Annotated in this window: 27 protein-coding genes and 1 pseudogene; 16 read left to right on the forward strand and 12 right to left on the reverse strand. The window is 67.9% G+C overall.

Annotated features, from left to right (window positions below):
• Positions 1 to 142: 142 nt before the first annotated feature.
• On the reverse strand, positions 143 to 505 hold the full coding sequence (locus V8201_RS07505; protein WP_037531066.1) for an RcnB family protein: 363 nt from the start codon (positions 503 to 505) through the stop codon (positions 143 to 145).
• 194 nt (positions 506 to 699) lie between these two features.
• Between V8201_RS07505 and fabD the strand changes: the two genes are divergently transcribed.
• The 6 genes from fabD (at position 700) to mltG (ending at position 5,578) form a co-directional block, all read left to right on the forward strand.
• Entirely contained in the window at positions 700 to 1,659 is a 960-nt protein-coding gene (gene fabD / locus V8201_RS07510; protein ID WP_336544880.1) for an ACP S-malonyltransferase, read from the forward strand.
• A gap of 29 nt (positions 1,660 to 1,688) precedes the next feature.
• Positions 1,689 to 2,111, forward strand: a complete 423-nt coding sequence (locus V8201_RS07515; protein WP_336544881.1) for a GxxExxY protein — start codon at positions 1,689 to 1,691, stop codon at positions 2,109 to 2,111.
• Between the two features lie 3 nt (positions 2,112 to 2,114).
• Complete coding sequence (fabG, locus tag V8201_RS07520) at positions 2,115 to 2,855, forward strand: 3-oxoacyl-[acyl-carrier-protein] reductase (protein WP_336544882.1); 741 nt, start codon at positions 2,115 to 2,117, stop codon at positions 2,853 to 2,855.
• Positions 2,856 to 2,973: 118 nt separating this feature from the next.
• The gene (locus tag V8201_RS07525; protein ID WP_019515010.1) at positions 2,974 to 3,210 is read left to right on the forward strand and encodes an acyl carrier protein; all 237 of its coding nucleotides are present in this window, start codon (positions 2,974 to 2,976) and stop codon (positions 3,208 to 3,210) included.
• A 138-nt stretch (positions 3,211 to 3,348) separates the two neighbouring features.
• A complete protein-coding gene (fabF, locus tag V8201_RS07530) occupies positions 3,349 to 4,605 on the forward strand; it encodes a beta-ketoacyl-ACP synthase II (RefSeq protein WP_037531075.1) in 1,257 nt (418 codons plus the stop codon).
• 4 nt (positions 4,606 to 4,609) lie between these two features.
• Complete coding sequence (gene mltG / locus V8201_RS07535) at positions 4,610 to 5,578, forward strand: endolytic transglycosylase MltG (protein ID WP_336544883.1); 969 nt, start codon at positions 4,610 to 4,612, stop codon at positions 5,576 to 5,578.
• Positions 5,579 to 5,581: 3 nt separating this feature from the next.
• On the opposite strand, the pseudogene bla reads toward mltG, so the two are convergent.
• Positions 5,582 to 6,438 (reverse strand): annotated as a pseudogene (bla, locus tag V8201_RS19025) (subclass B3 metallo-beta-lactamase).
• Between the two features lie 93 nt (positions 6,439 to 6,531).
• Here bla and V8201_RS07550 point away from each other — a divergent pair.
• Entirely contained in the window at positions 6,532 to 7,398 is an 867-nt protein-coding gene (locus tag V8201_RS07550; RefSeq protein WP_336544924.1) for a LysR family transcriptional regulator, read from the forward strand.
• Positions 7,399 to 7,414: 16 nt separating this feature from the next.
• On the opposite strand, the gene eda is transcribed toward V8201_RS07550, so the two are convergent.
• From eda to V8201_RS07590, 8 genes are all read right to left on the reverse strand, one after another.
• A complete protein-coding gene (gene eda / locus V8201_RS07555) occupies positions 7,415 to 8,020 on the reverse strand; it encodes a bifunctional 4-hydroxy-2-oxoglutarate aldolase/2-dehydro-3-deoxy-phosphogluconate aldolase (protein WP_037531081.1) in 606 nt (201 codons plus the stop codon).
• 14 nt (positions 8,021 to 8,034) lie between these two features.
• On the reverse strand, positions 8,035 to 9,000 hold the full coding sequence (glk, locus tag V8201_RS07560; protein ID WP_037531083.1) for a glucokinase: 966 nt from the start codon (positions 8,998 to 9,000) through the stop codon (positions 8,035 to 8,037).
• A 110-nt stretch (positions 9,001 to 9,110) separates the two neighbouring features.
• Positions 9,111 to 10,922 carry a phosphogluconate dehydratase gene (edd, locus tag V8201_RS07565; RefSeq protein ID WP_037531085.1) on the reverse strand — a complete coding sequence of 604 codons (1,812 nt, stop codon included), beginning with the start codon at positions 10,920 to 10,922 and terminating at the stop codon, positions 9,111 to 9,113.
• Positions 10,923 to 10,957: 35 nt separating this feature from the next.
• On the reverse strand, positions 10,958 to 11,662 hold the full coding sequence (gene pgl / locus V8201_RS07570) for a 6-phosphogluconolactonase (protein ID WP_336544886.1): 705 nt from the start codon (positions 11,660 to 11,662) through the stop codon (positions 10,958 to 10,960).
• Between the two features lie 237 nt (positions 11,663 to 11,899).
• The gene (zwf, locus tag V8201_RS07575; protein WP_037531089.1) at positions 11,900 to 13,363 is read right to left on the reverse strand and encodes a glucose-6-phosphate dehydrogenase; all 1,464 of its coding nucleotides are present in this window, start codon (positions 13,361 to 13,363) and stop codon (positions 11,900 to 11,902) included.
• A 14-nt stretch (positions 13,364 to 13,377) separates the two neighbouring features.
• Positions 13,378 to 14,307, reverse strand: a complete 930-nt coding sequence (argC, locus tag V8201_RS07580; RefSeq protein ID WP_336544887.1) for an N-acetyl-gamma-glutamyl-phosphate reductase — start codon at positions 14,305 to 14,307, stop codon at positions 13,378 to 13,380.
• Entirely contained in the window at positions 14,304 to 14,657 is a 354-nt protein-coding gene (locus V8201_RS07585) for an SH3 domain-containing protein (RefSeq protein WP_336544888.1), read from the reverse strand. The genes argC and V8201_RS07585 overlap by 4 nt, the downstream gene beginning before the upstream one ends.
• A complete protein-coding gene (locus V8201_RS07590) occupies positions 14,614 to 14,934 on the reverse strand; it encodes a MarR family transcriptional regulator (RefSeq protein WP_037531094.1) in 321 nt (106 codons plus the stop codon). Before V8201_RS07590 ends, V8201_RS07585 begins: the two co-directional genes overlap by 44 nt.
• 296 nt (positions 14,935 to 15,230) lie before the next feature.
• On the opposite strand from V8201_RS07590, the gene secG reads away from it, so the two are divergent.
• The 3 genes from secG to V8201_RS07605 all read left to right on the forward strand — a co-directional run bounded on the left by secG (position 15,231) and on the right by V8201_RS07605 (position 17,810).
• The gene (gene secG, locus V8201_RS07595) at positions 15,231 to 15,575 is read left to right on the forward strand and encodes a preprotein translocase subunit SecG (protein ID WP_037531095.1); all 345 of its coding nucleotides are present in this window, start codon (positions 15,231 to 15,233) and stop codon (positions 15,573 to 15,575) included.
• A gap of 89 nt (positions 15,576 to 15,664) precedes the next feature.
• Positions 15,665 to 17,299 (forward strand): CTP synthase, encoded by a 1,635-nt coding sequence (gene pyrG / locus V8201_RS07600; RefSeq protein ID WP_037531097.1) that lies wholly within the window; start codon positions 15,665 to 15,667, stop codon positions 17,297 to 17,299.
• A gap of 70 nt (positions 17,300 to 17,369) precedes the next feature.
• Positions 17,370 to 17,810: a hypothetical protein gene (locus V8201_RS07605; protein WP_336544889.1), complete on the forward strand. Its 441-nt coding sequence runs from the start codon at positions 17,370 to 17,372 to the stop codon at positions 17,808 to 17,810.
• 82 nt (positions 17,811 to 17,892) lie between these two features.
• Here V8201_RS07605 and V8201_RS07610 read toward each other — a convergent pair whose 3' ends face one another.
• A complete protein-coding gene (locus V8201_RS07610) occupies positions 17,893 to 18,360 on the reverse strand; it encodes an Hsp20 family protein (RefSeq protein ID WP_271300684.1) in 468 nt (155 codons plus the stop codon).
• Between the two features lie 24 nt (positions 18,361 to 18,384).
• Between V8201_RS07610 and V8201_RS07615 the strand changes: the two genes are divergently transcribed.
• The 6 genes from V8201_RS07615 to V8201_RS07640 all read left to right on the forward strand — a co-directional run bounded on the left by V8201_RS07615 (position 18,385) and on the right by V8201_RS07640 (position 24,505).
• Positions 18,385 to 18,552, forward strand: coding sequence for a hypothetical protein (locus tag V8201_RS07615; RefSeq protein WP_336544890.1), 168 nt, complete (start codon positions 18,385 to 18,387; stop codon positions 18,550 to 18,552).
• Positions 18,553 to 18,606: 54 nt separating this feature from the next.
• On the forward strand, positions 18,607 to 21,078 hold the full coding sequence (locus V8201_RS07620) for a TonB-dependent receptor (RefSeq protein WP_336544891.1): 2,472 nt from the start codon (positions 18,607 to 18,609) through the stop codon (positions 21,076 to 21,078).
• A 455-nt stretch (positions 21,079 to 21,533) separates the two neighbouring features.
• A complete protein-coding gene (locus V8201_RS07625; protein WP_037531106.1) occupies positions 21,534 to 22,778 on the forward strand; it encodes a lipoprotein-releasing ABC transporter permease subunit in 1,245 nt (414 codons plus the stop codon).
• Complete coding sequence (locus tag V8201_RS07630) at positions 22,771 to 23,442, forward strand: ABC transporter ATP-binding protein (protein WP_037531107.1); 672 nt, start codon at positions 22,771 to 22,773, stop codon at positions 23,440 to 23,442. Before V8201_RS07625 ends, V8201_RS07630 begins: the two co-directional genes overlap by 8 nt.
• Positions 23,439 to 24,029: a GNAT family N-acetyltransferase gene (locus V8201_RS07635; RefSeq protein WP_037531109.1), complete on the forward strand. Its 591-nt coding sequence runs from the start codon at positions 23,439 to 23,441 to the stop codon at positions 24,027 to 24,029. Before V8201_RS07630 ends, V8201_RS07635 begins: the two co-directional genes overlap by 4 nt.
• Positions 24,026 to 24,505 carry a glutathione peroxidase gene (locus V8201_RS07640; protein ID WP_271300687.1) on the forward strand — a complete coding sequence of 160 codons (480 nt, stop codon included), beginning with the start codon at positions 24,026 to 24,028 and terminating at the stop codon, positions 24,503 to 24,505. The genes V8201_RS07635 and V8201_RS07640 overlap by 4 nt, the downstream gene beginning before the upstream one ends.
• A gap of 5 nt (positions 24,506 to 24,510) precedes the next feature.
• Here V8201_RS07640 and V8201_RS07645 read toward each other — a convergent pair whose 3' ends face one another.
• Positions 24,511 to 25,092 carry an HdeD family acid-resistance protein gene (locus tag V8201_RS07645; RefSeq protein WP_336544892.1) on the reverse strand — a complete coding sequence of 194 codons (582 nt, stop codon included), beginning with the start codon at positions 25,090 to 25,092 and terminating at the stop codon, positions 24,511 to 24,513.
• Positions 25,093 to 25,120 lie beyond the last annotated feature (28 nt).

Here is a 25,120-nt window from a genome sequence, read left to right on the forward strand (position 1 = left end):
TGGCCGATCGCTGACGCCGCCCCATGCGACGCCCCTCCGGCTGTCTTCGTCCACGTAAAAACCGGGGCGGAGAGACTGGCTCCCCACCCCGGTTGGCATTCTCATACGCGACCTGCCTCAAAAAGCAAGCGCGTCACCCGGTTCAGCGGAACGAGCGCTGGATCACCCGGACGATCGTGCCGTTGTTGCGGACCAGGATCGCGTCATTGCCCGAGCGCGCCCAATATTGCCCGCGGCCCGGCGCGGCGAGGCGATAGGTGCGATAGTCGCGGACGACGCGATAGTTGGTCGCATGGCGGCGATCGAAGCGCTGGCCGACGCGCCATGCCTGCGGGCCGGTGTTGCGGACGGTGGTGCGCTGCGTCACGACGGTGCGGCCGTTGGGGCGCTCCTTGACGGTGGTGACGGTGCGCTCGCGCTGGACCGGCGCCGCATCGGCGGCGGCGACCGCCATCGGGCTGGCGACCAACGTGGCGGCGATGGCGCTCATCAACAGCTTCTTCATGTTCAACACTCCCATTGTCAAAACCGGCGCCGTCGCCGGCGTCACGACAGAAGATGGGTGCGACCTGTCGCAAACCTCTCCCACCGATCCGCCAAAACGGTCGCAGGGTGTCGCAACTCCAATGGGTTCGTTCAGGTTGCGTGGGGGCCGCAGCGGCCCTAGTGGCGCGCTCCTGCAATCAAGGGAGTGGCACGATGCGGGCATTCATCTTCCCCGGCCAGGGCAGCCAGGCGGTCGGCATGGGCAAGGCGCTGGCCGAGGCGAGCGCGGTCGCGCGCGAGGTGTTCGGCGAGGTCGACGAGGCGCTCGGCCAGAACCTCTTCCGGCTGATGACCGACGGCCCGGCGGAGGAGCTCCAGCTCACCGCCAATGCGCAGCCGGCGATCATGGCCAATGCGATCGCGACGTTGCGCGTCGCCGAGCGCGAGGGCGGCCTCCGCCTCGCCGACACGGCCGATTACGTCGCCGGCCACAGCCTCGGCGAATATGGCGCGCTGTGCGCGGCGGGGGCGATCGATCTCGCCACCACCGCGCGGCTGCTGCGGCTGCGCGGTCAGGCGATGCAGGCGGCGGTGCCGGTCGGCGAGGGCGCGATGGCGGCGCTGCTCGGCGCCGATCTCGCCAGGGCGCAGGCGATTGCGGAGGCTGCGGTGGCGGCGGTCGCGGCGGAGGGCGGCGGCAATCTGGTCTGTACCGTCGCCAACGACAATGATCCGTCGCAGGTGGTGATCTCCGGCCACCGCGCCGCGATCGAGCGTGCGGTCGCCCTCGCCAAGGAGCACGGCGCCAAGCGCGCGGTGCTGCTGCCGGTCTCCGCGCCCTTCCACTGCCCGCTGATGCAGCCCGCCGCCGAGGCGATGCAGGTGGCGCTCGCCGACGCGCGCATCGCCGCGCCGCTGGTGCCGGTCTATGCCAACGTCGACGCCGCGCCGATCGCCGACCCCGACGCGATCCGCGCCGCGCTGGTCCGCCAGGTGACGGGGATGGTCCGCTGGCGCGAATCGGTGCTGGCGATGGCCGAAAGCGGCGTGACGCAGTTCGTCGAATTCGGCGGCAAGGTCCTCGCCCCCATGGTCAAACGCATCGCGCCCGACGTCGAGGCGATCAGCGTCGTCACCATGGACGACATCGAGGATTTCCTTAAACGGGTGTAATGTTCACGCGAAGACGCGACGACGCGAAGATGGTGGAGCTCGAGGCGGCTGCTTCGGACGTCATCGACGTTTCTTTGCGACTTCACCGTGAGTTAGGGCCAGGCCTGCTGGAAAGCGTCTACGAAACCGTGTTGGCGGCCAAGCTCACCAAGCTCGGCTATGACGTCCGCCGGCAGGTTCCGGTGTCGTTCGAATTCGAGGAGCTATGGTTCGAGGCCGCTTTCCGGATCGATCTGGTCATCGCCAGTGCCCTGCTCGTTGAAATCAAGTCAGTCGAGCGGTTGAACGCCGCTCATGCGAAGCAACTGCTCACTTATCTAAGACTTACCAAGCAGCCCCTCGGGCTGCTTATCAATTTCGGAGGTGCGACGCTCAAGGAGGGGCTGCGACGTATCGTCAACGGCCACACCCCCTCCGCGTCTTCGCGTCTTCGCGTGAACCAACAAGGATAGGACATGTTCGATCTCACAGGTATGACCGCATTGGTGACGGGCGCGTCGGGCGGAATCGGCTCGGCGATTGCCAAGGCGCTGGCGGGGCAGGGGGCGCGGCTGGCGGTGTCGGGGTCGAATGCCGACAAGCTGGAGGCGTTTCGCGCCGGGCTGGGCGGCGATCACGTCGCGGTGCCGTGCGATCTGTCGGACGCCGCCGCGGTCGATGCTCTGGTGCCGCAGGCGGTCGCCGCGCTGGGCGGGCGGATCGACATCCTCGTCAACAATGCCGGCGTCACCCGCGACAATCTGGCGATGCGGATGAAGGACGAGGAATGGGATCAGGTGATCCGCGTCAACCTCGAAGCCGCCTTCCGGCTGATCCGCGCCTCCGCCAAGCCGATGATGAAGCAGCGGTTCGGCCGCGTCGTCTCGATCACCTCGGTGGTCGGGCAGACCGGCAATCCGGGCCAGGCGAATTATGCCGCGTCGAAGGCGGGGCTGGTCGGCATGTCCAAGGCGCTCGCGCAGGAGCTCGCCAGCCGCAACATCACCGTCAATTGCGTCGCCCCCGGCTTCATCCGCTCGGCGATGACCGACGCGCTGCCCGAGGCGCAGAAGACCGCGCTGCTCGGCCGGATCCCGGCGGGCGACCTCGGCAATGGCGGGGACATCGCCGCCGCGGTGGTCTATCTCGCCAGCCGCGAGGCCGGATACGTCACCGGCCAGACCTTGCACGTCAACGGCGGTATGGCCATGATCTGACCGGGTTGCGGCTCGATCCGGATCGATCGACCTTAACAGACGCTTGCCACCCGCACGCCTGCGTTCTACGGGCGTTCGGGAGAAACGAAACACCCCCAAAGCGAAGAGGGACTATACCATGAGCGAGACCGCCGACCGCGTGAAGAAGATCGTCGTCGAGCATCTCGGCGTCGAAGCCGACAAGGTGACCGAGGACGCGAGCTTCATCGACGACCTGGGCGCCGACAGCCTCGACATCGTCGAGCTCGTCATGGCGTTCGAGGAGGAATTCGGGGTCGAGATCCCCGACGATGCCGCCGAGAAGATCACGACCGTCAAGGACGCGATCACCTATATCGACGAGCACAAGGGCTGAGCCTTCGGCTTGCCCGCGCCCGCTGAGGGCCGGATTTGAACGGCTCCCCGTCCCCGATTATGTGGGCGGGGGGCCGTTTTTCGTAAGAGCCGCCCGCCCCGTCGGGTGGCGTCGTGTGAGATGGAATGGAGTAAGGGTATGCGGCGCGTTGTCGTAACCGGTCTGGGGCTGGTCACTCCGCTTGGCGCGGACGTCGAGACCGCCTGGGCGAACCTGATCGCGGGCAAGTCGGGCGCGGGGCCGATCACGCGCTTCGACGCCTCCGACCAGAAATGCACGATCGCCTGCGAGGTGAAGCCGGCGGATCATCCTTATGGCTTCGATCCCGACAAGCGCGTCGATCACAAGGTCCAGCGTCAGGTCGATCCCTTCATCGTCTACGGCATCGATGCCGCCGGGCAGGCGCTCGAGGATGCCGGCCTGACCGAGATGAGCGAGGCGGAGCGGTTCCGCGCCGGCTGTTCGATCGGTTCGGGCATCGGCGGCCTGCCGGGGATCGAAAGCGAATCGCTCGTCCTCGCCGAAAAGGGACCGAAGCGGGTCAGCCCGCATTTCGTCCATGGCCGGCTGATCAACCTGATCTCGGGTCAGGTCTCGATCAAATACGGGTTGATGGGGCCGAACCACGCGGTGGTGACCGCCTGTTCGACCGGCGCGCATTCGATCGGCGACGCGGCGCGGATGATCGCGCTCGACGATGCCGACGTGATGCTTGCCGGCGGATCGGAAAGCACCGTCTGCCCGATCGGCATTGCCGGCTTCGCCGCGGCGCGCGCGCTCAACACCAGCTTCAACGATCGCCCCGAACAGGCGAGCCGTCCCTATGACCGCGACCGCGACGGTTTCGTGATGGGCGAGGGCGCCGGCGTCGTCGTGCTCGAGGAATATGAGCACGCCAAGGCACGCGGCGCGAAAATCTATTGCGAGGTCGTCGGTTACGGCCTGTCGGGCGACGCCTTCCACGTCACCGCGCCGGAACCCGAAGGCTCGGGCGCCTATCGGTCGATGGAGATGGCGATCCGCAAATCGGGGCTCGCACTGTCGGATATCGACTATATCAACGCCCACGGCACCTCGACGATGGCGGATATGATCGAGCTCGGCGCGGTGAAGCGGTTGTTCGGCGATGCGATCGGCGGACTGTCGATGAGCTCGACCAAGTCGGCGATCGGGCATCTGCTCGGCGGCGCCGGTGCGGTGGAGAGCATCTTCTGCATCCTCGCGATGCGCGACCAGATCGTGCCGCCGACGCTCAACCTCGACAATCCGTCGGAGGGCGCGGAAGGCGTCGATCTCGTCCCCCATGTCGCGCGCAAGCGGGAGGTGCGGGCGGTGCTCAACAATTCGTTCGGCTTCGGCGGCACCAACGCCTCGCTGGTGATGAAGACGATCTGAGCCGATGCGCAAGGTCGGCTGTCTCGGTCTGCTGGTCGGCCTCGTCGCGCTGGTCGCGGCGTTCCTCGTCGTACAGGGCTGGGGCGGTGCCGGCCCGGCGCCGCGGACGCTGACCGTGCAGGTGGCGGAGGGCAGCAGCCTCGCCGGCGCGGCGCGCGCGCTGGAGAAAGCCGGGGCGATCCGCTCGGCCGGCCGCTTCCGCCTGCTCGCGCGCGTGTTCGGCTCGGGCGAGCCGATCAAGGCGGGCGAATATCGCATCCCCGCCCACACCAGCGCCGCCGACATTCTCAAGATGCTACAGGGCGGCAAGGTGCTGCAGCGGCTGGTGGTGGTGCCGGAGGGCTATCCGTCGGTGCTGGTGCATGATGCGCTGATGAAGGCGGACGGCCTCACCGGCGACGTCGCGGTGCCGGCGGAGGGGTCGGTGCTGCCCGACAGCTATGCCTTCCAGCGCGGCGACACGCGGGCGAGCGTCGTCGCGCGGATGCAGACGGCGATGCGCGATTATCTCGCCGCCGCCTGGGCGAAGCGCAAGCCGGGCATCGCGGTGACGACGCCGGAGCAGGCGATCATCCTCGCCTCGATCGTCGAGAAGGAAACCGGCAAGCCGGCCGAGCGGCGCATGGTCGCGGCGGTCTACGGCAACCGGCTCAAGCGCGGCATGCCGTTGCAGGCGGACCCGACGGTGATCTATCCGATCACCAAGGGGCGGCCGCTCGGCCGGCGCATCCTGCGGTCCGAATTGCAGGCGAAGAACGGCTATAACACCTATGCCGAGGCGGGATTGCCGATCGGCCCGATCGCCAATCCCGGCCGCGCGTCGATCGATGCGGTGCTCGATCCGCAGGCGACCAACGCGCTCTATTTCGTCGCGGACGGTACCGGCGGTCACGTCTTCGCCGACACGCTCGCACAGCATAACGCCAATGTGCAGAAATGGTATGCGATCCGCCGTCAGCGCGGCGAGATGTAACGGTCAGCGCGCCGGACCATCCGCCCGCAGCCGTGCCGCCAATTTCGTCCGGGACGATGCGGCGAGCGCGCGGCAGGCGCCGGGTGCGGTGCGGAACCGGTCGGTGGCGCCGTCCTGATCGGCGTGGGCGGTGATCAGCAGATCGCAGGGCAGCGATTGCATCACCCGGTAACTGTGGCGGAAGCCCGCGACGATCGGACGGCTCGCCGCGGCGGTGTAGCGATAGCCGTCGCTCGATACCGGGTTGAGGCTCGCCGCGAAGACGATCGCCTTGCACGTCATCGCCTGGCAGGCGCGCCAGCTCCAGCTCATGCTGCCCATCGTATGCCCCGGCGTCGCATGCGCGGTGACCGCGGTATCGCCGAGCGTCACCCGTTCGCCGTCGCGGATCACCCGGACGGCGGCGACGGCGGGGAAGCGGCTGTCATAGCCGCGCTGTGGATCGTCGGCGGCGAGCGGCCGCTGCGCAGCCCCTCGGCGCCCCGCGCACTGGCGATGACCGTCGCGCCGGTCGCCCGGACGAGCGCGGCAAGGCCGCCGGCATGATCGAAATGCGGTTCGGTGCTGAGGATATAGCGGATGTCGCGCGGGTCGAAGCCGAGCCTTCTGACATTGGCGAGGATCGCATCGGCCGCCTGCGGCAGCGCCCCGTCGATCAGGATCAGCCCCTCGCCGGTATCGATCAGCGCGACGTTGAGCCCGCCGAAGCCGACCAGATAGCTTTTCCCGAAGACGCGCACCGGCGGTCGGGGCGCGAGCCATTCAGCGGCATGATCCGACGCGATCGGGCGGGTCAGCGGATCGTCGACCGGCGCGGCTGTCTGCGGGGTGAGCAAGGCGGCGAGCAGGCTGGCGATCATTCGGGCGTCTCCTTTGGCCATCGCATGCCCGTCGCGCCGGGGCCGTACAAAGCATCTTCCCTCGCGCGAGCCATGAGCATTATTCATGACGACATGGATCGCGCCCAGCTCCCGCTTAACGCCCTGCGCGCCTTCGAGGCCTCCGCGCGGCACCTCAACTTCACCCGCGCGGGGATCGAATTGTGCGTCAGCCAGGGCGCGGTGAGCCATCAGGTCGCGGCGTTGGAGCTCCGTCTGGGGACGCGGCTGTTCCGCCGCCTGCCGCGCGGGCTGGCGCTGACCGACGACGGGCAGGCGCTGGTGCCGGTGCTCGCCGAGACGTTCGACCGGATCGGCGCGACGCTCGACCAGTTCGCCGGCGGGCGCTTCCAATATACGCTGGCGCTCGGCGTCGTCGGCACCTTCGCGACCGGCTGGCTGTTGCCCCGGCTCGATGATTTCGCCGCGCGTCACCCCCACATCGACGTCCGCCTGTCGATCAACAACAATCGCGTCGACCTGGCGGGGGAGGGGCTCGACGGCGCGATCCGCTTCGGCGACGGCGCGTGGCACGGGACGCAGGCGGAGCCGTTGCTCGCCGCGCCGCTGACCCCGCTCTGTGCACCGAGGATCGCCGCGCGCTTGCAGGCGCCCGGCGATCTGGCGCGCGAGCGGCTGCTGCGCTCCTATCGGGTCAGCGAATGGGAAAGCTGGTTTGCCGCCGCGGAACTGGCGGCGCCAGCGTTGCGCGGGCCGATGTTCGACAGTTCCGCGGTGATGGCCGGCGCGGCGATGGCGGGACTGGGCGTCGCGCTCGCCCCCCGCGCGATGTTCCTGCGTGAACTCGCCGCCGAACAGCTCGTCCAGCCGTTCGGTCTCGAGATCGACGCGGGGCGCTATTGGCTGACGCATCTGCTGTCGCGCAAGCCGGGGCTGGCGATGGCGGCGTTCCGCCAGTGGCTGGTCGCGGCGGCGGCATGACCGCCGCCGCGTACGATCAGCGCTTGAGCGCGCTGGCGGCGCGGGCCTTGGCCTCGACCTCTGCCATCGTGCCGCCGGTGACCCAGCTGCCGCCGACGCACAGCACCGGATCGAAGGCGAGCCAGTCGGGTGCGCTCGCCTCGGTGATGCCGCCGGTCGGGCAGAAGCGGCATTGATAGAAGGGGGCGGCGAGCGCTTTCAGCGCCTTCAGGCCGCCCGAGGTCTCCGCCGGGAAGAACTTGAAATGCGTCAGGCCGAGGTCGAGGCCGCGCATGATGTCACCCGCGGTGGCGGTACCGGGCAGATAGGCGACGCCGGCGTCGAGGATCGGCGTGGCGAGCCGCTCGGTCAGGCCCGGCGAGACGATGAATTCGCAGCCGGCGTCGATCACCTGCCGCGCCTGCGCCGCGTTCACCACCGTGCCGGCGCCGACGATCGCGCCCGGCACGCGCTTCATCTCGGCGATCGCCTCCATCGCCGCGCCGGTGCGCAGCGTGACTTCGAGCACCCTGAGCCCACCGGCGACGAGCGCCTCGGCGAGCGGACGAGCGGTGGCGGCGTCGTCGATCACCAGCACCGGGATGACGGCGCTGGTCTGCATGATGGTGGCGATATCGGTCATGACGCGAGGGCCTTTTATGCGTGGTCTTGGGCGAAGGCCGCAGCGGCGCCGAACAGGCCGGGCTGCGGATGGGTGATGAGCTTGACGGGGATGCCCGCCATCATGTTCTGGAACCGGCCCTTGGCGACGAAGCGCTGATCAAAGCCGGAGCGGATCAATTTGTCCTTGATGCGCAGGCCGAGCCCGCCGGCGATCACCACTGCCTTGGCCCCCTGCGCCAATGCGAGATCGCCCGCGACCGCGCCGAGCGCGAGGCAGAAGCGATCGAGCGCGGCGAGCGCGATCGAATCAGTGCCGTCGAGCGCCTCGGTCCAGATCGTCTTGTCGTCGCGGCTCGGCACCGGCCGGCCTTCGAGCTCGGCGAGCGTCTCGTACAAGGCGACGATGCCCGGTCCCGAGCAGATCCGCTCCGCCGACACGCGCGTATAGGTACGGCGCAGCCGCTTGACGACCGCATCCTCGATGCCGTCGAGCGGCGCGTAATCGACATGGCCGCCTTCGGTCGGCAGGACGTGATAGACGCCCTTCGCCTTGTAGACCTGCGCGACGCCGAGCCCGGTGCCGGGACCGCAGACGGTCGTCACGCCCTCCGTGGGGAGCGGGCGGTCGGGGCCGCAGAGATGTTCGAAATCGGCATCGGGCAATTGCGCGACGGCATGGCCGACCGCTCCGAAATCGTTGATGACGGTGTAGATGTCGGCGCCGAGCCGCTCGGGGATCAGCGACGGGCGGATCACCCAGGGATTGTTGGTCAGGCGGATGATGTCGCCGGTGATCGGCGAGGCGACGGAGATCGCCGCGGCGCGCGGCAGCGGCGTACCGTGGCGCGCGGCGAACGCCTGCCACGCGGTCTGCAGGCTGGCGTGCTCCGCTGTCTTGAGCGTCACCGGCTCGCCGAGCGAGACGACCCGGCCGTCCTCGACCTCCGCGATCGCGAAGCGGGCGTGGGTGCCGCCGATATCGACGCTGACGAGCTGCATGGGTCTTCTCTCCTGATCATCCTATGTGTGTTGCTGCGAAGGCAGGAACCCAGGGTAGGCGGGCGGTGTGCCCGCGACTCTGGGCTCCCGCTTCCGCAGGAGCACGGTCGTTACAATCCTGCCGCGGCGAGCATGCCGGATGCGCCCTTTTCGGCCTCGTCGGCGAGCCCGCGGAACATCGCGAACAATTCACGCCCGGTGCCGCTTGCCGCGCCGGGTGCGTCGCACAGCGGGCGCGCCAGCCATTCGGCGGGGTCGACCAGCGCATCGAGCGTGCCGTTGAGCGCATCGACACGGATGATGTCGCCGTCGCGGATCTTGCCGATCGCGCCTTGGCCGAGCGCCTCGGGCGAGCAATGGATCGCGCAGGGCACCTTGCCGCTCGCCCCCGACATGCGGCCGTCGGTGACCAGCGCCACCTTGAAGCCGCGGTTCTGCAAGACGCCGAGCGGCGGGGTCAGCTTGTGCAGCTCGGGCATGCCGTTGGCGCGCGGGCCCTGGAAGCGGACGACGACGACCATATCCTGCTCGAGCTCACCGCGCTTGAACGCCTCGAGCACGTCGAGCTGGTCGTGGAAGACGCGCGCCGGCGCCTCGATCACCCAGCGGTCGCGATCGACCGCGGAGACCTTGATGCAGGCGCGGCCGATGTTGCCGGCGAGGATGCGCATCCCGCCATCCGGCGAGAAGGCTTCGCCGACCGGGCGCAGGATCGTCGTGTCGCCGCTGTCGCCGACCGGCTGCCAGCTGAGTGCCTCGTCGACGATCACCGGCTTTTCGGCATAAGCGGCGAGGCTGTCGCCGCTGACCGTGGTGATGTCGCCATGCAGCAGGCCGGCCGCCAGCAATTCGCGCACGACGAAGGGCATGCCGCCCGCCGCCTCGAAAGCGTTCACGTCGGCGGCACCGTTCGGATAGACGCGCGCGATCAGCGGCACCGCGCGGCTGAGCCGGTCGAAATCCTCCCAGTCGATGACGATCCCCGCCGCGCGGGCGATCGCCGGCACGTGGAGCAGATGGTTGGTCGAGCCGCCGGTGGCGAGCAGGCCGACCGCCGCATTGACGATCGCGCGCTCGTCGACGCAATGGCCGAGCGGCCGGTAATCGTCGCCGCGCCAGCCGATGCCCGCGAGCCGGTGCACCGCGGCGCGGGTCAGCTCCTGGCGCAACTTGGTGCCGGGATTGACGAAGGCGGCGCCCGGCATGTGCAGGCCCATCACCTCCATCATCATCTGATTGGTGTTGGCAGTGCCGTAGAAGGTGCAGGTGCCCTTGCCGTGATAGGCCTGTATCTCGGCGTCGAGCAGCTCCTCACGCCCGGCCTTGCCCTCGGCATAGGCCTCGCGCACCGCCGCCTTGGCCTTGTTGGGCAGGCCGGAGGGCATCGGGCCGCCGGGGATCAGCACCATCGGCAGATGGCCGAAGCGCAACGCGCCCATCAGCAGCCCCGGCACGATCTTGTCGCAGATGCCGAGCAGCGCGGCACCCTCGAACGTGCCGTGGCTGAGCGCGACCGCGGTGGCGAGCGCGATCGTGTCGCGGCTGAACAGCGACAGCTCCATGCCGGCATAGCCCTGCGTCACGCCGTCGCACATCGCCGGGGTCGCCCCCGCCACCTGCGCGGTCGCGCCGACCTCGCGCGCCCAGACCTTCATGAGTTCGGGATAGCGGTAATAGACGGCATGCGCGCTCAGCATGTCGTTATAGGCGGTGACGATGCCGATGTTCATGCCGCTGCCGGCGCGCAGCGTGTCGCGATCCTCCTCGGTGCCGGCATAGGCATGGGCGAGATTGGCGCAGCCGAGCTGCGGGCGGCGGGCGCCCGTCTCGCGCTCGCGCTCGATCAGCGCCAGATAGGCGCTGCGGCGCTCGCGCGATCGTTCGATGATGCGATCGGTGACGGCGAGGACTTCGGGGTTCATGACGCGGATCCTGGGGAGGGGCGACCGGGCGGCGGTTACGGCGCCCAGTGGATGTCGACGGGCAGCTCAGCGTCGGCGAGGACGCGGCCGATCGGATAGGCGGACGACGGACCCTGTTTGATCGCCGTTTCGATCACGTCGCGCTTGGCCTGTCCGGTCACCGCGATCATCAGCGCGCGCGCGGTGACGATGCCCTCGCGCGACAGCGTGACGCGCGGCACCGGCGCTTCGGCGGGGAGCGGATCGGGCATCACGCCCAAGGCACGGCGCTCCTTGGGGCCGGCCAACGCCTCGTCGAAATCGGGACCGGGGAAGATCGAGGCGGTATGGCCGTCGCCGCCGACGCCGAGCAGGCAGAGGTCGAGCGGCCAGTGCAGGTCCTGCATCAGCGCATCCGCCGAACGGCCGGCGGACTTATAGTCGGCGGTCGCCTGCGGCACGATCGGTATGACGCGCGCGCCCTTGGGGATGAAGGTCTTGCCGATCATCGTCACGTTGGACAGCGGGTCGCCGAGCGGCACGATGCGCTCGTCGGTGGGGACGATCGTCACCCGCTTCCAGTCGATCTTCGCCTTGGCGAGATGACCGTAGATCGGGATCGGCGTCTTGCCGCCCGGCAGCGCGATCACCGCCGCACCGCGCGCGTCGATCGCCGCTTCGATGATGAACTGGATATCCCCGGCGACGGCGGCGGCCATTTCCGCCGCATCGTCATACTCCCACCATTCGATCTCGGTCATGTCTCTGCTTTCGTTCGGTCGGCGTGCCGCTCCGATAGACCGGACGGCCACGCAAGGTAAGGGGCCGCGCATACGTATGGGCGGCGGGATGGGGTTCATGGTCCGTCATCCCGGACGTGTTCTGCGGTCCACCCATCCGCAGAGGGCAAGGCTTGGGCCGCATGCCTTTCGCCCCGCCGCAGGGTGCACCCGGAACGGGGCCGGGGTGACGATTGGGCCGGGAGGGCGGCTAAAGCCTCAGTCGTCCTGCCAGGTCACGCCGTCGCGCTCGGTCAGCGCGATCGCGCCGGCGGGGCCCCAGGTGCCGGCGGCATAGTGTTTGGGCTTGGTCTGATTGGCGTCCCAGCCGGCGCGGATCGAATCGATCCACGTCCACTGTGCCTCGACCTCGTCGCGGCGGACGAACAGCGTCTGGTCGCCCTCGATCAGGTCGAGCAGCAGCCGCTCATAGGCGATGCGCCGCCGCGATCCGGCGAATTCGGCGTCCATGCTGAGGTTGAGCGGCACTTCGCGCAGGCGGATGCCGTCGCGGTCGAGGCCCGGCTCCTTGGCCATCACCAGCAGCTGGACATATTCCTCCGGCTGCAACCGGATCACCAGCGTATTCGGCTGGAGCACGCCGCCGCGGCCCGAGAACATCGAATGCGGCACCGGCTTGAACTGGATCGCGATCTCGCTGCGCCGCTTGGCCATGCGCTTGCCGGTGCGCAGGTAGAAGGGCACGCCCTGCCAGCGCCAATTGTCGATATGCGCCTTGATCGCGACGAAGGTCTCGACGTTGCTGTCATAGCCAAGCTCGTCGTCATAGCCCTTGACGACCTTGCCGCTGACCGCGCCTTCCTCATACTGGCCGGTGACGGTGCAGGACGGCACGTCTTCCGGCGTGAACTTGCGCAGCGACCGGAACACCTTGGCCTTCTCGTCGCGGATCGCGGCGCCGTCGTAGAGCGCCGGCGGCTCCATCGCGATCAGCGCGACGAGCTGGAGCATATGGTTGGCGACCATGTCGCGCAGCGCGCCCGCGCCCTCGTAATAGCCGGCGCGATCTTCCAGCCCGACGGTCTCGGCGATGGTGATCTGGACGTTATCGATCCCCTGCGCGTTCCACACCGGCTCGAAGAAGGAATTGCCGAAGCGCAAGGCGAGGATGTTCTGCACCGTCTCCTTGCCGAGATAGTGATCGATGCGGAAGATCCGGTCTTCCGGAAAGACAGCGGCGACGGTGTCGTTGATCTCGCGGCTGGAGGCGAGGTCGTAGCCGAGCGGCTTTTCGAGCGCGATGCGCACCGTCTCGCCGGCGAGGCCGACGCTCTCCAGCCCCTTGACCGCCGGCTCGAACAGTGACGGCGCGGTCGACAGATAGATGGCGAGGCCGCCCGACACGTCGCCGACCTTTTCGGCGAGCGGTGCGAAACTGGTCGGATCGGACAGGTCGGCCGGCTGGAAGAACAGCCGTTCGAGGAAGCTCGCGATCTTCTCGTCGTCCTTGCGGTCGGCGGCGAGGAACTGGCCGAGCGCCTTCTGGACGAAGGCGCGGAAGGCGTCGTCATTCTGGTCGCCGCGTGCCGAGCCGACGATCGTCAGCCCCGCCGGCAGCAGCCCGTCGGCGTGCAGGCCGTAGAGCGACGGCCACAGCATCCGCTGGGCGAGGTCACCGGTCGCTCCGAACAGGAGCAGCTTGCCGACGGGATTGCGCTGCATGACGGTCCTTCTGGTTACACGATCAGGCCGGCCAGGGGATCGAGCCCGGCCATGATGTTGAGATTCTGCACGGCGGCGCCGCCGGCGCCCTTGCCGAGATTGTCGAGCGTCGCGATCAGCCGTACCTGGCCGCTCGTCGCATTGCCGCAGACGCGCAACGTCATCCGGTCGGTGCCGCTATTCTCCTCGATCGTCACCACGGCGACGTCGCCCGGCGCGACGCTGATCAGCGCGCTGTCCGCATAAGCGGCGGCGAGCGTATCCTCGATCGCGGCGAGGCTCGGGCGGCCGGGCAGTTGCGCGAGCGCGAGCGGCACCTCGCCGAGCATGCCGCGGTTGAGCCGCGCCACCGCGGGCGCGAACACCGGCGGATGCGCGAGGCCGGCATGCGCGCGCATCTCGGGCAGATGCTTGTGGCCGAGGCCGAGCGCATAGGCACGCAGCGCGGTATCGGCCTCGCCGGTTTCGAACTCGGCGATCATCGCCTTGCCGCCGCCTGAATAGCCCGACACCGCATTATAGGTGAGCGGCCAGTCCGCGGGGATCAGCCCGGCGCGTACCAGCGGCGCGACCAGCGCGAGAAAGGCGGTCGGATAGCAGCCGGGATTGGCGACGAAGCGCGCCGCCGCGATCCGCTCGCTCTGCCCCGCGGCGAGCTCGGGAAAGCCATAGGTCCAGCCCGGCGCGACCCGGTGCGCCGACGAGGCGTCGATCAGCCGCGTATGGCCGCCGGCGACCAGCGCCGCCGCCTCGCGCGCCGCATCGTCGGGCAGGCAGAGGATGGCGATATCGGCACCGTTGAGCGCCTCCGCCCGCGCCGCGGCATCCTTGCGCCGCGCCTCGTCTAGGGTGACGACGGTGAGATCGGCGCGACCGCTCAGCCGTTCGCGAATGTCGATGCCGGTGGTGCCGACCGCACCGTCGATGAAGACCGTGACGCTCATGACGCGGCCCGATCGAGCAAGGCGCGATCGACATACCCGACGAGGCCGTGCGTGGTGGCGCGGCCCCAGGCATGGCGTCCGGCGAGTTCGAGCACCTCGAACTGTTCGCCCGCGTCGAGCGCGCCGAGCGGGTCGCTCAGTCCGCGATCGGCGAAGATCGTCCCGGCGGCGGTGGCGACCGCGGCGATGGGCGCGGCATAATGGGGTGCGAACACCCGTTCGGCGAGGCGTACGTCGGCAAGATCGCCGCGCACCGCATGGGTGCGCGGATCGAGCGTGACCGACGGACCGGTGAGCGCGAACGCCTTACGCGAGGGCTGGCTGGAGCGACCGGGCGTCGCCTTCGCCAAGGAATTGCCCAAACTCTTCAAGAAACTCTGCCCCTTCGGATGTACGCGCGACGAAGATATTGCGCTTGTCGCTATCGTCGCGTTGCCGGCGCAGATAGCCGAGCGCACCCAGCCTGTTCAAGGCGCGCGTGACGACGGGCTTCGATACGTTCAGCGCCCGCGCCAGACCGCGCACGGTATGAGGCCCGGGGTTGAGGTAGACGAGCAGGAGCAGCGCCATTTGCCGATTGGTGAGATCGGGTTCCCCCGACCGCACATAGTCCACCAGGGCGCTCATCCATGTCGCGAGTGATTGCGCGGCAGTTCCCACGATCAAATATCCGTTTCTGCGCCGTTTTAGGAGCTTTGTTTCGCCTTCATAACGCCTCCGTGCGACGCTGGTTTCCCATAAATGAACGGCTCGGGTGAATAAGTCAGACGTCGCTATTGTTCCGCGTTGTTGCCCGACAATGGTTCGCTGCGGCGACCCGTCCGACCCCTCCGCCGCCGCCGCCGCCATGGCGCGCTCGACGGTTGATCGCGCCGCGGGCCTCGCCTATGTGCCCGCCTTCATCCGAGTTTCCGGGACCATAGATGTTCACCTTCCTTCTTGTCGTTCACGCCATCATCGCCGCGGCGCTCGTCACGGTGATTCTGATGCAGCGGTCGGAGGGTGGTGGCCTCGGCATGGGCGGCAGCCCGTCGGGGCTGATGTCGGCGCGCGGCGCCGCCGACTTCCTGACGCGGATGACCTCGATCCTCGCGACGGTGTTCGTCTGCATGTCGATCGCGCTCGCGTTCATCGCCGCGCATCGGCAGACGCAGACGATCGACACCTCGCTCGCCCGCACGCCCGCGGCGGCCCCGGCGCCCGCACCCGCGCAGGATGCGGTGCCCAACGCCCCCGCCGATAACGGTGCGGTGCCGCTCCAGCGCTGACCGGATCATCCGTTCATCGTGAATCGCGCGCGGGCCTGCCGCGCGCGCTCTTGTCGTTCGACCCCATAACACGCTAGGCGATTCCTCCCATGGCGCGGTACATCTTCATCACCGGCGGCGTGGTTTCGTCGCTCGGCAAAGGCCTTATGGCGGCCTCTCTCGCAGCTTTGCTCCAGGCGCGCGGCTATCGCGTGCGGATCCGCAAGTTCGATCCCTATCTCAACGTCGATCCCGGCACGATGAGCCCGTATCAGCACGGCGAGGTCTATGTGACCGACGACGGTGCCGAGACCGATCTCGACCTCGGCCATTACGAGCGCTTCACCGGCGTGGCGTCGCGCCAGTCGGACAACGTCACTTCGGGCCGCATCTACAAGACGATCATCGAGCGCGAGCGGCGCGGCGACTATCTCGGGGCGACGGTGCAGGTGATCCCGCACGTCACCGATGCGATCAAGGCCTTCGCGCGGGCGGAGACCGACGACCTCGATTTCGTCCTGTGCGAGATCGGCGGCACCGTCGGCGACATCGAATCGCTCCCCTTCATCGAGGCGATCCGCCAGCTCAAGAACGAGGTCGGCCGCGGCAATGCGATCAGCATCCACGTCACGCTGGTGCCCTATATCGCTGCCGCCGGCGAGCTGAAGACCAAGCCGACGCAGCATTCGGTGCGCGAGCTGGCGGCGCTCGGCGTCCAGCCCGACGTGCTCGTCTGCCGCTGCGAACATCCGCTGCCGCCGTCGGATCGCGCCAAGATCGCATTGTTCTGCAACGTGCCCGAGACGGCGGTGATCCCGGCGCTCGATGCCAAGAGCATCTACGCGGTGCCGCTGCAATATCACGGCGAAGGCCTCGATTCGGAAGTGCTGCGTGCTTTCGGCATCACGCCCTCCTCGGCGCCCGACCTGTCGCGCTGGACCGACATCATGGACCGGCTGACCAACCCCGAGGGCGAGGTCACGGTCGGCGTCGTCGGCAAATATGTCGGCCTGCAGGATGCGTACAAGTCACTCAACGAGGCTCTGGTGCACGGCGGCATCGCCAATCGCGTCAAGGTCAACGTCCGCTGGATCGACGCCGAGATTTTCGAGAACGACCATGGCGAGATCGTCAGCCAGCTCGAGCCGTGCGACGCGATCCTCGTCCCCGGCGCGTTCGGCGAGCGCGGTGCGGAGGGCAAGATCAAGGCGGTCAAGTTCGCACGCGAGCGCGAGATCCCCTATTTCGGCATCTGCTTCGGCATGCAGATGGCCTGCGTCGAGGGTGCGCGCGATCTCGCCGGCATCGCCGGCGCCTCGTCGACCGAATTTGGTCCGACCGACGAGCCGGTGGTCGGCCTGATCACCGAATGGATGGGTCGCGACGGGCTGGAGAAGCGCGAGGAGCAGGGCGACCTCGGCGGCACGATGCGGCTCGGCGCCTATGAGGCGGCGCTCGACGGCAACAGCGTCGTCGCCTCGATCTATGGCGAGACGGTGATCCACGAGCGGCATCGCCACCGCTACGAGGTCAACACCGGCTACAAGGATGCGCTGGAGAAGGGCGGTCTGGTGTTCAGCGGCATGTCGCCCGACGGCACCTTGCCCGAGATCGTCGAGCGGCCGGATCATCCGTGGTTCGTCGGCGTCCAGTTCCACCCGGAGCTGAAGAGCAAGCCGTTCGATCCGCATCCGCTGTTCGCGAGCTTCATCCAGGCGGCGGTGACCAAGAGCCGGTTGGTCTGACCGGCTCTTTGCCAAGGCTTAAGGGCTCATGATTAGTCGGACCGGATCTGTCGTTGATCCGGAGCCGATCATGGACCGCCCGCTGTCGATCAAATTGTTTGCGTTCCTCTTTGCCGCTTCGGGCCTGCTGAGTTTCGCGCTCGCGGTGGCGACGAGCCAATCGATGGTATTCGGCGTCGCGCTGGCGCCCAAGGCGGCGCAGACGCTGGCGCTGCGCATCTATTGGGTGCGGCTCGCCGGACTGGGGTTTGCTGCGCTGCTGTTCGCGCTCGTCCTGTTCGGCCGGTCGGCGGCGGCGCGCGGTGCCTTGCTGGTGCGCTGGGCGATGGCGTTGATCTCGAGCGTGGCGTTCTTGCGCGGCATCGGCATCGTGCCCGCGGAGGGAACGACACCGATGATCGTCGCCGCGTCGGTGGCGCAGCTGGTGATCGAAGGGCTTGCGATCGTCGTGCTGTATGGACCCGATGCCGCGGAATGGTTCGCCGCCTCGCCGATCCGTGACCGGCGGTGACGACGATCTCTGGTCACGTCGGTCGATAGCGAGGTGATAAGGGCGCCCGGGCCGGCAGGCCCGGACGCCCCTAGGCGCAAGATTATGCGGCTTCCGCCACGTCCGTTTTGTTTTCGACCGCGGACAGCGGCGCACCGGTCTTGATCGCGATCGTCTTCGGCTTCATCGCTTCGGGCACTTCGCGGACCAGGTCGATGACGAGCAGGCCGTCGTTGAGACGGGCATCTTCGACGAAGACGAAGTCGGCGAGTTCGAAGCGGCGCTCGAAGCTGCGATTGGCGATGCCGACGTGCAGGAAGTTGGCGTTGCCCGCCTTGTCATCCTTCTTGCCCGAGACGAGCAGCAGGTTCTGCTGCGCGGTGATCTCGATCTCGTCGCGCGAGAAGCCGGCGACCGCGAGCGTGATGCGATAGCGATCCTCGGCGAGGCGTTCGAGGTTGAAGGGCGGGTAATTCTCCGCCGTGGCGGCGCGCGCGTTGCTTTCCAGCATGTCGAACAGACGGTCGAAACCGATGGTCGAGCGGCGATAGGGGGTCAGGTCGAGTCGCATGTCAAATCCTCCACGAGAAGCGAGTTGAACGACGGCATCCACCAGTCGTGCGATGCCGGCACACGGCCCGCATTCGGCACCGTGCAGCGTCTATTTTGGATAGCGGCCGAAGCGGTTCAAGGGGCGCCGCGCCGAATTTGCGGCCCGATGCCGAAGCCCCGCTATCGCGCGGCGAAGCTTCTCCTTCTTTGAATATCCCCCGGTTCGATGGAGTTTACACGGATAAGAATAACCCAGGGAAATCGCATGTCGCTGACGCTCGCCATTCTGCTCGCCGGCCAGGCCGCCACGTCCGCGGCAGCGCAACCCCCGCAGGATGCCACGCCGGACGCCGCCGCCGAGGCAGCCGCGCCGCGGACCGGCGAGATTCTCGTCACCGCCCGCCGCCGCGCCGAATCGGTGCAGCGCGTGCCGATCGCCATGTCGGTGGTGAGCGGCGCCGAGATCGACCGTACCGGCGCGTTCAACGTCAACCGGCTGCAGCAGCAGCAGCCGTCGCTACAATTCTTCTCTAGCAACCCGCGCAATTCGGCGATCAACATCCGTGGCCTCGGCGCGCCGTTCGGGCTGACCAACGACGGGATCGAGCAGGGCGTCGGCTTCTATGTCGACGGCGTCTATATCGGCCGGATCGGCGCATCGACCTTCGACTTCGTCGACGTCGACCGGGTCGAGGTGCTGCGCGGGCCGCAGGGGACGCTCTACGGCAAGAACACCACCTCGGGCGCGCTCAACGTCACCACCCGCCCGCCGAGCTTCACGCCGGAGGGCAGGGCGGAGGTCAGCGTCGGCAATTACGGCTTCGTCCAGGCGAAGGCATCGATCTCGGGTCCGCTGTCGGAGGACGTGGCGCTGCGCCTGTCGAGTTCGGCGACGACGCGCAAGGGGACGATCGAGGATGTCGCCTCGGGCGACGATCTGCACCGCCAGCGCAATCTGGGCCTGCGCGCGCAATTGCTGTGGAAGGCGACCGATGCGCTGCGGTTCACGCTGTCGGGCGATTTCAACGTGCAGAACCCGCTGTGCTGCGTCCAATATTATGCGCGGGTCGGGACGACGCAGCGGCCGATCGCGCGGCAATATGACGCCCTCGCCGCCGCGCTCACCTATGCGCCGCCGAGCCGCGACCCGTTCGACCGCGTCACCGATCTCGATGCCGGGATCAACTCGCGGCAGGAGGTGGGCGGCGCCTCGCTCGTCGTCGACTGGGACCTCGGGCCGGCGACGCTCACCTCGGTGAGTGCGTGGCGTTATTGGGACTGGCAGCCGCAGAACGACCGCGACTTCACCGGCCTGCCGATCACCACCGTCTCGCAGAACCCGTCGCAGCAGCGCCAGGTGTCGCAGGAGTTCCGCCTCGCCTCGAACGGCAGCAACCGGCTCGATTATACGGTCGGCGCCTTCCTGTTCCATCAGACGATCGACACGCAGGGGTCGCAGGTGCAGGGATCGGCGGCGAGCCGGTTCCTGCTGTCGGGCAGCGACGCGAACAACCCCAGCGTGCTCAACGGGCTGACCTCGACCAATACGATCAGCTTCGACAACACCAGCTTCGCCGTGTTCGGCAAGCTCAACTGGGCGGTGACCGACGCGCTGCACGTTCAGCCGGGGCTGCGGGTCAATTACGATCGCAAGTCGGGCTTTTACGAATCGATCGTCAGTATCGCCAACAGCCAGTACGGTTTCACGGCGACCGCCGACAATGTCGCGACGCTGCTGGCCTCGCAGCCGACGGCGGCGGCACGCACCACCTTCCAGAACCAGATCAACACGCTGGCGCCGCAGCGTTACAGCCCGAAGTTCAGCGCCTGGAACACCTCGGGCGACATCACCGTCTCTTATGATGTCGCGCCCGAGATCCACGCCTATGCCACCTATGCGCGCAGCTTCAAATCGGGCGGCATCAACCTGTCCGGCCTGCCGCTCAACGCGACGAGCACCGGCGTCGATCTGTCGACGCAGACCGTCAAGCCCGAGTCGGTCGATGCCTATGAGCTCGGCCTCAAGACGCAGTTTCTCGACCGCCGGCTGACGCTCAACCTCGCCGGCTTCTGGACGGACGTCTCCGACTATCAGGCGACGGTGAACAACAATGCGATCAACGTGATTCGCGGCTATCTTGCCAATGCCGGCAAGGTCCGCTCGCGCGGGGTCGAATTCGATTCGAATTTCCGGCCGAGCAAGCGGCTGACCCTCTACGTCAGCGGCGCCTTTACCGACGCGACCTATGTCCGCTTCACCAATGCGCCATGCCCGCCCGAATTGTCCGGCGGCAGCGCGGCGAGTGCGGCCAATCCGGCGAGCCCCGCGGGACAGGCCGGTTCCGCGACCCGGGTGTCGTACAGTCCCGCGTCGTGCGATATCTCCGGCCAGCGGCTGCCGGGCATCTCGAAATGGTCCTTCTCCTACGGCGGCGAATATAATCTGCCGGTCGGAGGCTCGGGCGGCGAAGTCTATATCGGCTATGACGGCAATTACCGGTCGCGCTTCTCGTCCAATCCGTCGCCGTCGGCCTATACCTGGATCGAGGGCTATTCGCTGTCCAACGTCCGTGCCGGCTATCGGAAGGACGATGTCAACGTCTTCGGCTGGGTGCGCAACGCCTTCGACCAGAACTATTTCGAGCTGCTGTCGACCCAGTCGGGCAATACGGGGCTGATCGTCGGCCAGCCGGGCGATCCGCGCACCTATGGCATCACCGTGTCGAAGCGATTCTGATGGGGCTGCGCCGATCGTTTCGTCGGTTTGACCGACAAAACAGCTATTTCCGGTCGGCGTTATGATCAGGTTCAGGATTGATCGGGAATAAAGACAAACGCCGGACAGGGGGCACGACCTGGAAGCTCCCACCCTCTGCCCGGCTACGTCCGGGCAAGTATTCGTCGCGCAGACAAGCAAACGCCCGGACCGTTTCCGATCCGGGCGCCTGCGTGACGAGCAAAACCCGTCAGCCCCCTTAGGTCGCTTCCCGGTGAATCGCGCGTTGTTTCGCTGCGTCACCCTTCGGCTATTCCCCGAACCACGGCCGTTGCCTGTGTCTCAGTGAGTCTTTGCTAGGCAGCACTGCCGGCTTTGTCACCGGCTATGTGAAGGGGGGACGGCGATTGCCGGAACCCTGTGTCGAATCCGCAACATTTGTTGCGCGCGGCGGGGCGCTCACCTAGAGCGGCGGCATGTTCCTGTCTCGCTACGAACGGATGATCGCGCGGCGCTACCTGCTTCCGGGCAAGGGCGAGGCGTTCATCTTCCTGGTCGCCTCGATCAGCCTGGTCGCGGTGATGCTCGGCGTCGCCGCGCTGGTCATCGTGATGAGCGTGATGAACGGCTTCCGCGCGGAGCTGTTCGACAAGATCGTCGGGCTCAACGGCCATGCGGTGATCCAGCCGATCGGCGGGCGGATGCCCGACTGGCGCGAGGTGGTCGCACAGGCGCGGCAGACCCCCGGCGTCACTTCGGCGGTGCCGATGATCGAACAGCCGCTTGCCGCCACCTACAATGGCCGGGCCGAGGCGGTGCTGCTGCGCGGCGTGCAGATGGACGACATCAAGCCGGTGATCGGCAGCAAGCTCACCATGGGGACGCTCAACGGCATCACGCCGGGCAGCGGCCGGATCGCGATCGGCTCGCGACTCGCCGAGGCGCTCGGTGCGACGGTCGGCAGCCAGATCTCGCTGTTCAGTCCGCAGGGGCAGACGACGCCGTTCGGCACGGTGCCGCGCATCGTCAGCTATACCGTCGGCGCGATCTTCGAGATCGGGCTGTACGATTACGACAAGGCCTATGTGATCATGCCGATCAGCGACGCGCAGACGTTGCTGATGCTCGGCGACAATGTCAGCATGGTCGAGATCGAGACGGTCGATGCCGACAAGGTCGGGACGATCCTCGCGCCGCTCGCCGACCGGTTGCGCGGCGGGTCGGTGATCGCCGACTGGCGCAGCATGAACGCGCAATTGTTCCAGGCGCTCGAGGTCGAGCGGGTGGCGATGTTCACCGTATTGTCGATCATCATCCTCGTCGCGGTGTTCAACATCCTGTCGTCGCTGATCATGCTGGTCCGCGCCAAGACGCGCGACATCGCCATCCTGCGCACCATGGGGGCGACAAGGGTCGGGCTGATGCGCATCTTCATGGTGGTCGGCACGACGATCGGCGCGCTCGGCACCGTCGCGGGGCTGGCGCTCGGCTTCGTCTTCCTCTTCTACCGGCAGGCGGTGGTGAACCTCGTCCAGCTCGTCACCGGCCAGAACCTGTGGGATCCGTCGATCCGCTATCTCACCGATCTGCCGTCCAAGCCCGATCCGGTCGAGATCATCGTCATCGCGCTGATGGCGCTGGTGTTCAGCTTCCTCGCCACGCTCTACCCGGCGTGGAAGGCGGCGAGCACCGATCCGGTACAGGTGCTGCGCTATGAATGACGTCCTCCGCACCACCGGCCTGACCCGCAGCTTCAGCCAGGGCGGGGAGACGATCCACGTGCTGCGCGGCGTCGACCTGTCGGTCGCGCCGGGCGAGATCGTCGCGCTGGTCGGCCCGTCCGGTTCGGGCAAGTCGACGCTGTTGCAGGCGGTGGGGCTGCTCGAGGGCGGTTTCGAAGGATCGATCATGATCGGCGGCGCGGAGGCGGCGAAGCTCGACGCGCACGGCCGCACGATCATGCGCCGCGACCGGCTCGGCTTCGTCTACCAGTTCCACCATCTGCTGCCCGACTTCAACGCGACCGAGAATGTCGTGCTGCCGCAGCTCGTCCATGGCGCGGAGCGCAAGGCGGCGGACGATCGCGCGGTGGCGCTGCTCACCGCGCTCGGCCTCGGCCATCGGCTGACCCACCGGCCGAGCCAGCTGTCGGGCGGCGAGCAGCAGCGCGTCGCAGTGGCGCGGGCGCTCGCCAACCGGCCGGCGCTGGTCCTCGCCGACGAGCCGACCGGCAATCTCGACGAACAGACCGCCGACGTGGTGCTCGCGGAATTCCTGCGGCTGGTGCGCGGCGAGGGCTCGGCGGCGCTGATCGCGACGCACAACGAGCGGCTCGCGCAGAGGATGGACCGCGTCGTCCGGCTGCACGAGGGCGTGTTGACGTGAGCTGGACGGATGTGCCGACGCTGCGCGGGCGGCATGTCACGCTGCGGCCCCTGGACCGCGCCGACCGGGATGCGCTGGCGGCGGTCGCGGCGGCGGGTGATCTGTGGGACACCTTCTACGCCAACGTCTCGCAGCTCAAACAGCCCGATCGCTGGATCGACTCGGCGTTCGAGCAGCAGGACTTCGGCCGCGCGCTGCTCTTTGCCGTCTGCGATCCGGCCGGTCAGGTGGTCGGTACGACACGCTATATGCGGATGGCGCCGCAGCATCGCCGGCTCGAGATCGGCGGCACCTTCTACGCCAAGGCGGTGCAGCGCACCGGCGTCAATACCGAGGCCAAGCTGCTGCTGCTGACCCACGCCTTCGCGGTGATGGACTGCCAGTGCGTGCAGATCCGCACCGATTCGCTCAATCTGCGCAGCCAGGCGGCGATCGAGCGGCTCGGTGCCAGGCGGGACGGCGTGCTGCGCGGGCATCAGCTGATGGCGGATGGACGGCTGCGTGATACGGTCGTCTATTCGATTCTCGATCGCGAATGGCCGGGGGTACAGCAGAACCTCCGCTTTCTGCTGGCGCGTCACGGATGAGCGGCGTTACCGACCTTGCCGTCACCGCGGCGGATGGCGGCCGGATCGCGCTCGACCGATGGGCGGGGCAGGTGCTGCTCATCGTCAACACCGCCTCGCAATGCGGCTTCACGCCGCAATATGCGGGGCTGGAGGCGCTGCACCGCCGCTTCGCGACGCGCGGCTTTGCGGTGCTCGGCTTCCCGTGCAACCAGTTCGGCGCGCAGGAGCCGGGCGACGCCGCCGAGATCGCCGGTTTCTGTTCGCTGACCTATGACGTGACCTTCCCGGTCTTCGCCAAGGTCGCTGTCAACGGCGCCGATGCCGATCCGCTGTTCACCCGGCTCAAGGCGGCTGCACCGGGTCTGCTCGGCTCGCAGGCGATCAAGTGGAACTTCACCAAATTCCTCGTCGACCGCAGCGGCACGATGGTGCGCCGCTACGCACCGACGACCAAGCCGGAGCAGATCGTCGGCGCGATCGAGGCATTGCTCTAGCGCGCTCACACCTCCGGTGCGGCGAACGGCTTGGCGCCTTTCTTGTGGTGCAGCGCCGAGACGACCGCGGTCACGCCACCGAGCAGGAAGCTGATCCCGAGGATGAAGCCGGGCAGCGTCAGCGCCGACCAGGGCAGGGTGGCGAGCACGTAGACGGCGAGCAGGATGTTGATCACGCCGAGCGCTATCATCAGCCCGCGGCCGCGCCGGAAGCGCGCGCCGAGCCCGATTTCCAGCGCGCCGCGAATGCCGAGCCAGATCGCGACGAGCAGGGTCAGCGACACAGCGGCCGTGCCGGGGCTGAACGCCATCAGCAGCCCGATCACCAGCGACAGCAGGCCGAAGCCGATCGCATAGCCGCGGCCTTCGTGATCCTTGCCGGCGATCCCCGCGGCGACCGAGACGAGGCCGGCGGCGATGAAGAAGGCGCCGATCACCATCGTCGCGGCATAGGTCGCGGCGAAGGGATTGAGGAAGGCGAGCATGCCGAGCACGATCGACAGCACGCCATAAGCGAGGATCCAGCCCCAGCCGGCGCCGGCGGCGGGCGGGTGGAGCGGGTCTTGATTGAGCGATGTGTCCGTCATTGACGAATCTCCTCCGTTGAGCCCGCGT

The sequence above is a fragment of the Sphingomonas kyungheensis genome (assembly GCF_037120395.1).
GTDB classification, from domain to species: Bacteria; Pseudomonadota; Alphaproteobacteria; order Sphingomonadales; family Sphingomonadaceae; genus Sphingomonas; species Sphingomonas kyungheensis.

Coding starts and splice junctions, on each gene's coding strand:
- V8201_RS07505 (WP_037531066.1), bottom strand. CDS start 505: ATGAAGAAGCTGTTGATGAGCGCCATCGCCGCCACGTTGGTCGCCAGC.
- fabD (WP_336544880.1), top strand. CDS start 700: ATGCGGGCATTCATCTTCCCCGGCCAGGGCAGCCAGGCGGTCGGCATG.
- V8201_RS07515 (WP_336544881.1), top strand. CDS start 1,689: ATGGTGGAGCTCGAGGCGGCTGCTTCGGACGTCATCGACGTTTCTTTG.
- fabG (WP_336544882.1), top strand. CDS start 2,115: ATGTTCGATCTCACAGGTATGACCGCATTGGTGACGGGCGCGTCGGGC.
- V8201_RS07525 (WP_019515010.1), top strand. CDS start 2,974: ATGAGCGAGACCGCCGACCGCGTGAAGAAGATCGTCGTCGAGCATCTC.
- fabF (WP_037531075.1), top strand. CDS start 3,349: ATGCGGCGCGTTGTCGTAACCGGTCTGGGGCTGGTCACTCCGCTTGGC.
- mltG (WP_336544883.1), top strand. CDS start 4,610: ATGCGCAAGGTCGGCTGTCTCGGTCTGCTGGTCGGCCTCGTCGCGCTG.
- V8201_RS07550 (WP_336544924.1), top strand. CDS start 6,532: ATGGATCGCGCCCAGCTCCCGCTTAACGCCCTGCGCGCCTTCGAGGCC.
- eda (WP_037531081.1), bottom strand. CDS start 8,020: ATGACCGATATCGCCACCATCATGCAGACCAGCGCCGTCATCCCGGTG.
- glk (WP_037531083.1), bottom strand. CDS start 9,000: ATGCAGCTCGTCAGCGTCGATATCGGCGGCACCCACGCCCGCTTCGCG.
- edd (WP_037531085.1), bottom strand. CDS start 10,922: ATGAACCCCGAAGTCCTCGCCGTCACCGATCGCATCATCGAACGATCG.
- pgl (WP_336544886.1), bottom strand. CDS start 11,662: ATGACCGAGATCGAATGGTGGGAGTATGACGATGCGGCGGAAATGGCC.
- zwf (WP_037531089.1), bottom strand. CDS start 13,363: ATGCAGCGCAATCCCGTCGGCAAGCTGCTCCTGTTCGGAGCGACCGGT.
- argC (WP_336544887.1), bottom strand. CDS start 14,307: ATGAGCGTCACGGTCTTCATCGACGGTGCGGTCGGCACCACCGGCATC.
- V8201_RS07590 (WP_037531094.1), bottom strand. CDS start 14,934: ATGAGCGCCCTGGTGGACTATGTGCGGTCGGGGGAACCCGATCTCACC.
- secG (WP_037531095.1), top strand. CDS start 15,231: ATGTTCACCTTCCTTCTTGTCGTTCACGCCATCATCGCCGCGGCGCTC.
- pyrG (WP_037531097.1), top strand. CDS start 15,665: ATGGCGCGGTACATCTTCATCACCGGCGGCGTGGTTTCGTCGCTCGGC.
- V8201_RS07605 (WP_336544889.1), top strand. CDS start 17,370: ATGGACCGCCCGCTGTCGATCAAATTGTTTGCGTTCCTCTTTGCCGCT.
- V8201_RS07610 (WP_271300684.1), bottom strand. CDS start 18,360: ATGCGACTCGACCTGACCCCCTATCGCCGCTCGACCATCGGTTTCGAC.
- V8201_RS07620 (WP_336544891.1), top strand. CDS start 18,607: ATGTCGCTGACGCTCGCCATTCTGCTCGCCGGCCAGGCCGCCACGTCC.
- V8201_RS07625 (WP_037531106.1), top strand. CDS start 21,534: ATGTTCCTGTCTCGCTACGAACGGATGATCGCGCGGCGCTACCTGCTT.
- V8201_RS07630 (WP_037531107.1), top strand. CDS start 22,771: ATGAATGACGTCCTCCGCACCACCGGCCTGACCCGCAGCTTCAGCCAG.
- V8201_RS07640 (WP_271300687.1), top strand. CDS start 24,026: ATGAGCGGCGTTACCGACCTTGCCGTCACCGCGGCGGATGGCGGCCGG.
- V8201_RS07645 (WP_336544892.1), bottom strand. CDS start 25,092: ATGACGGACACATCGCTCAATCAAGACCCGCTCCACCCGCCCGCCGCC.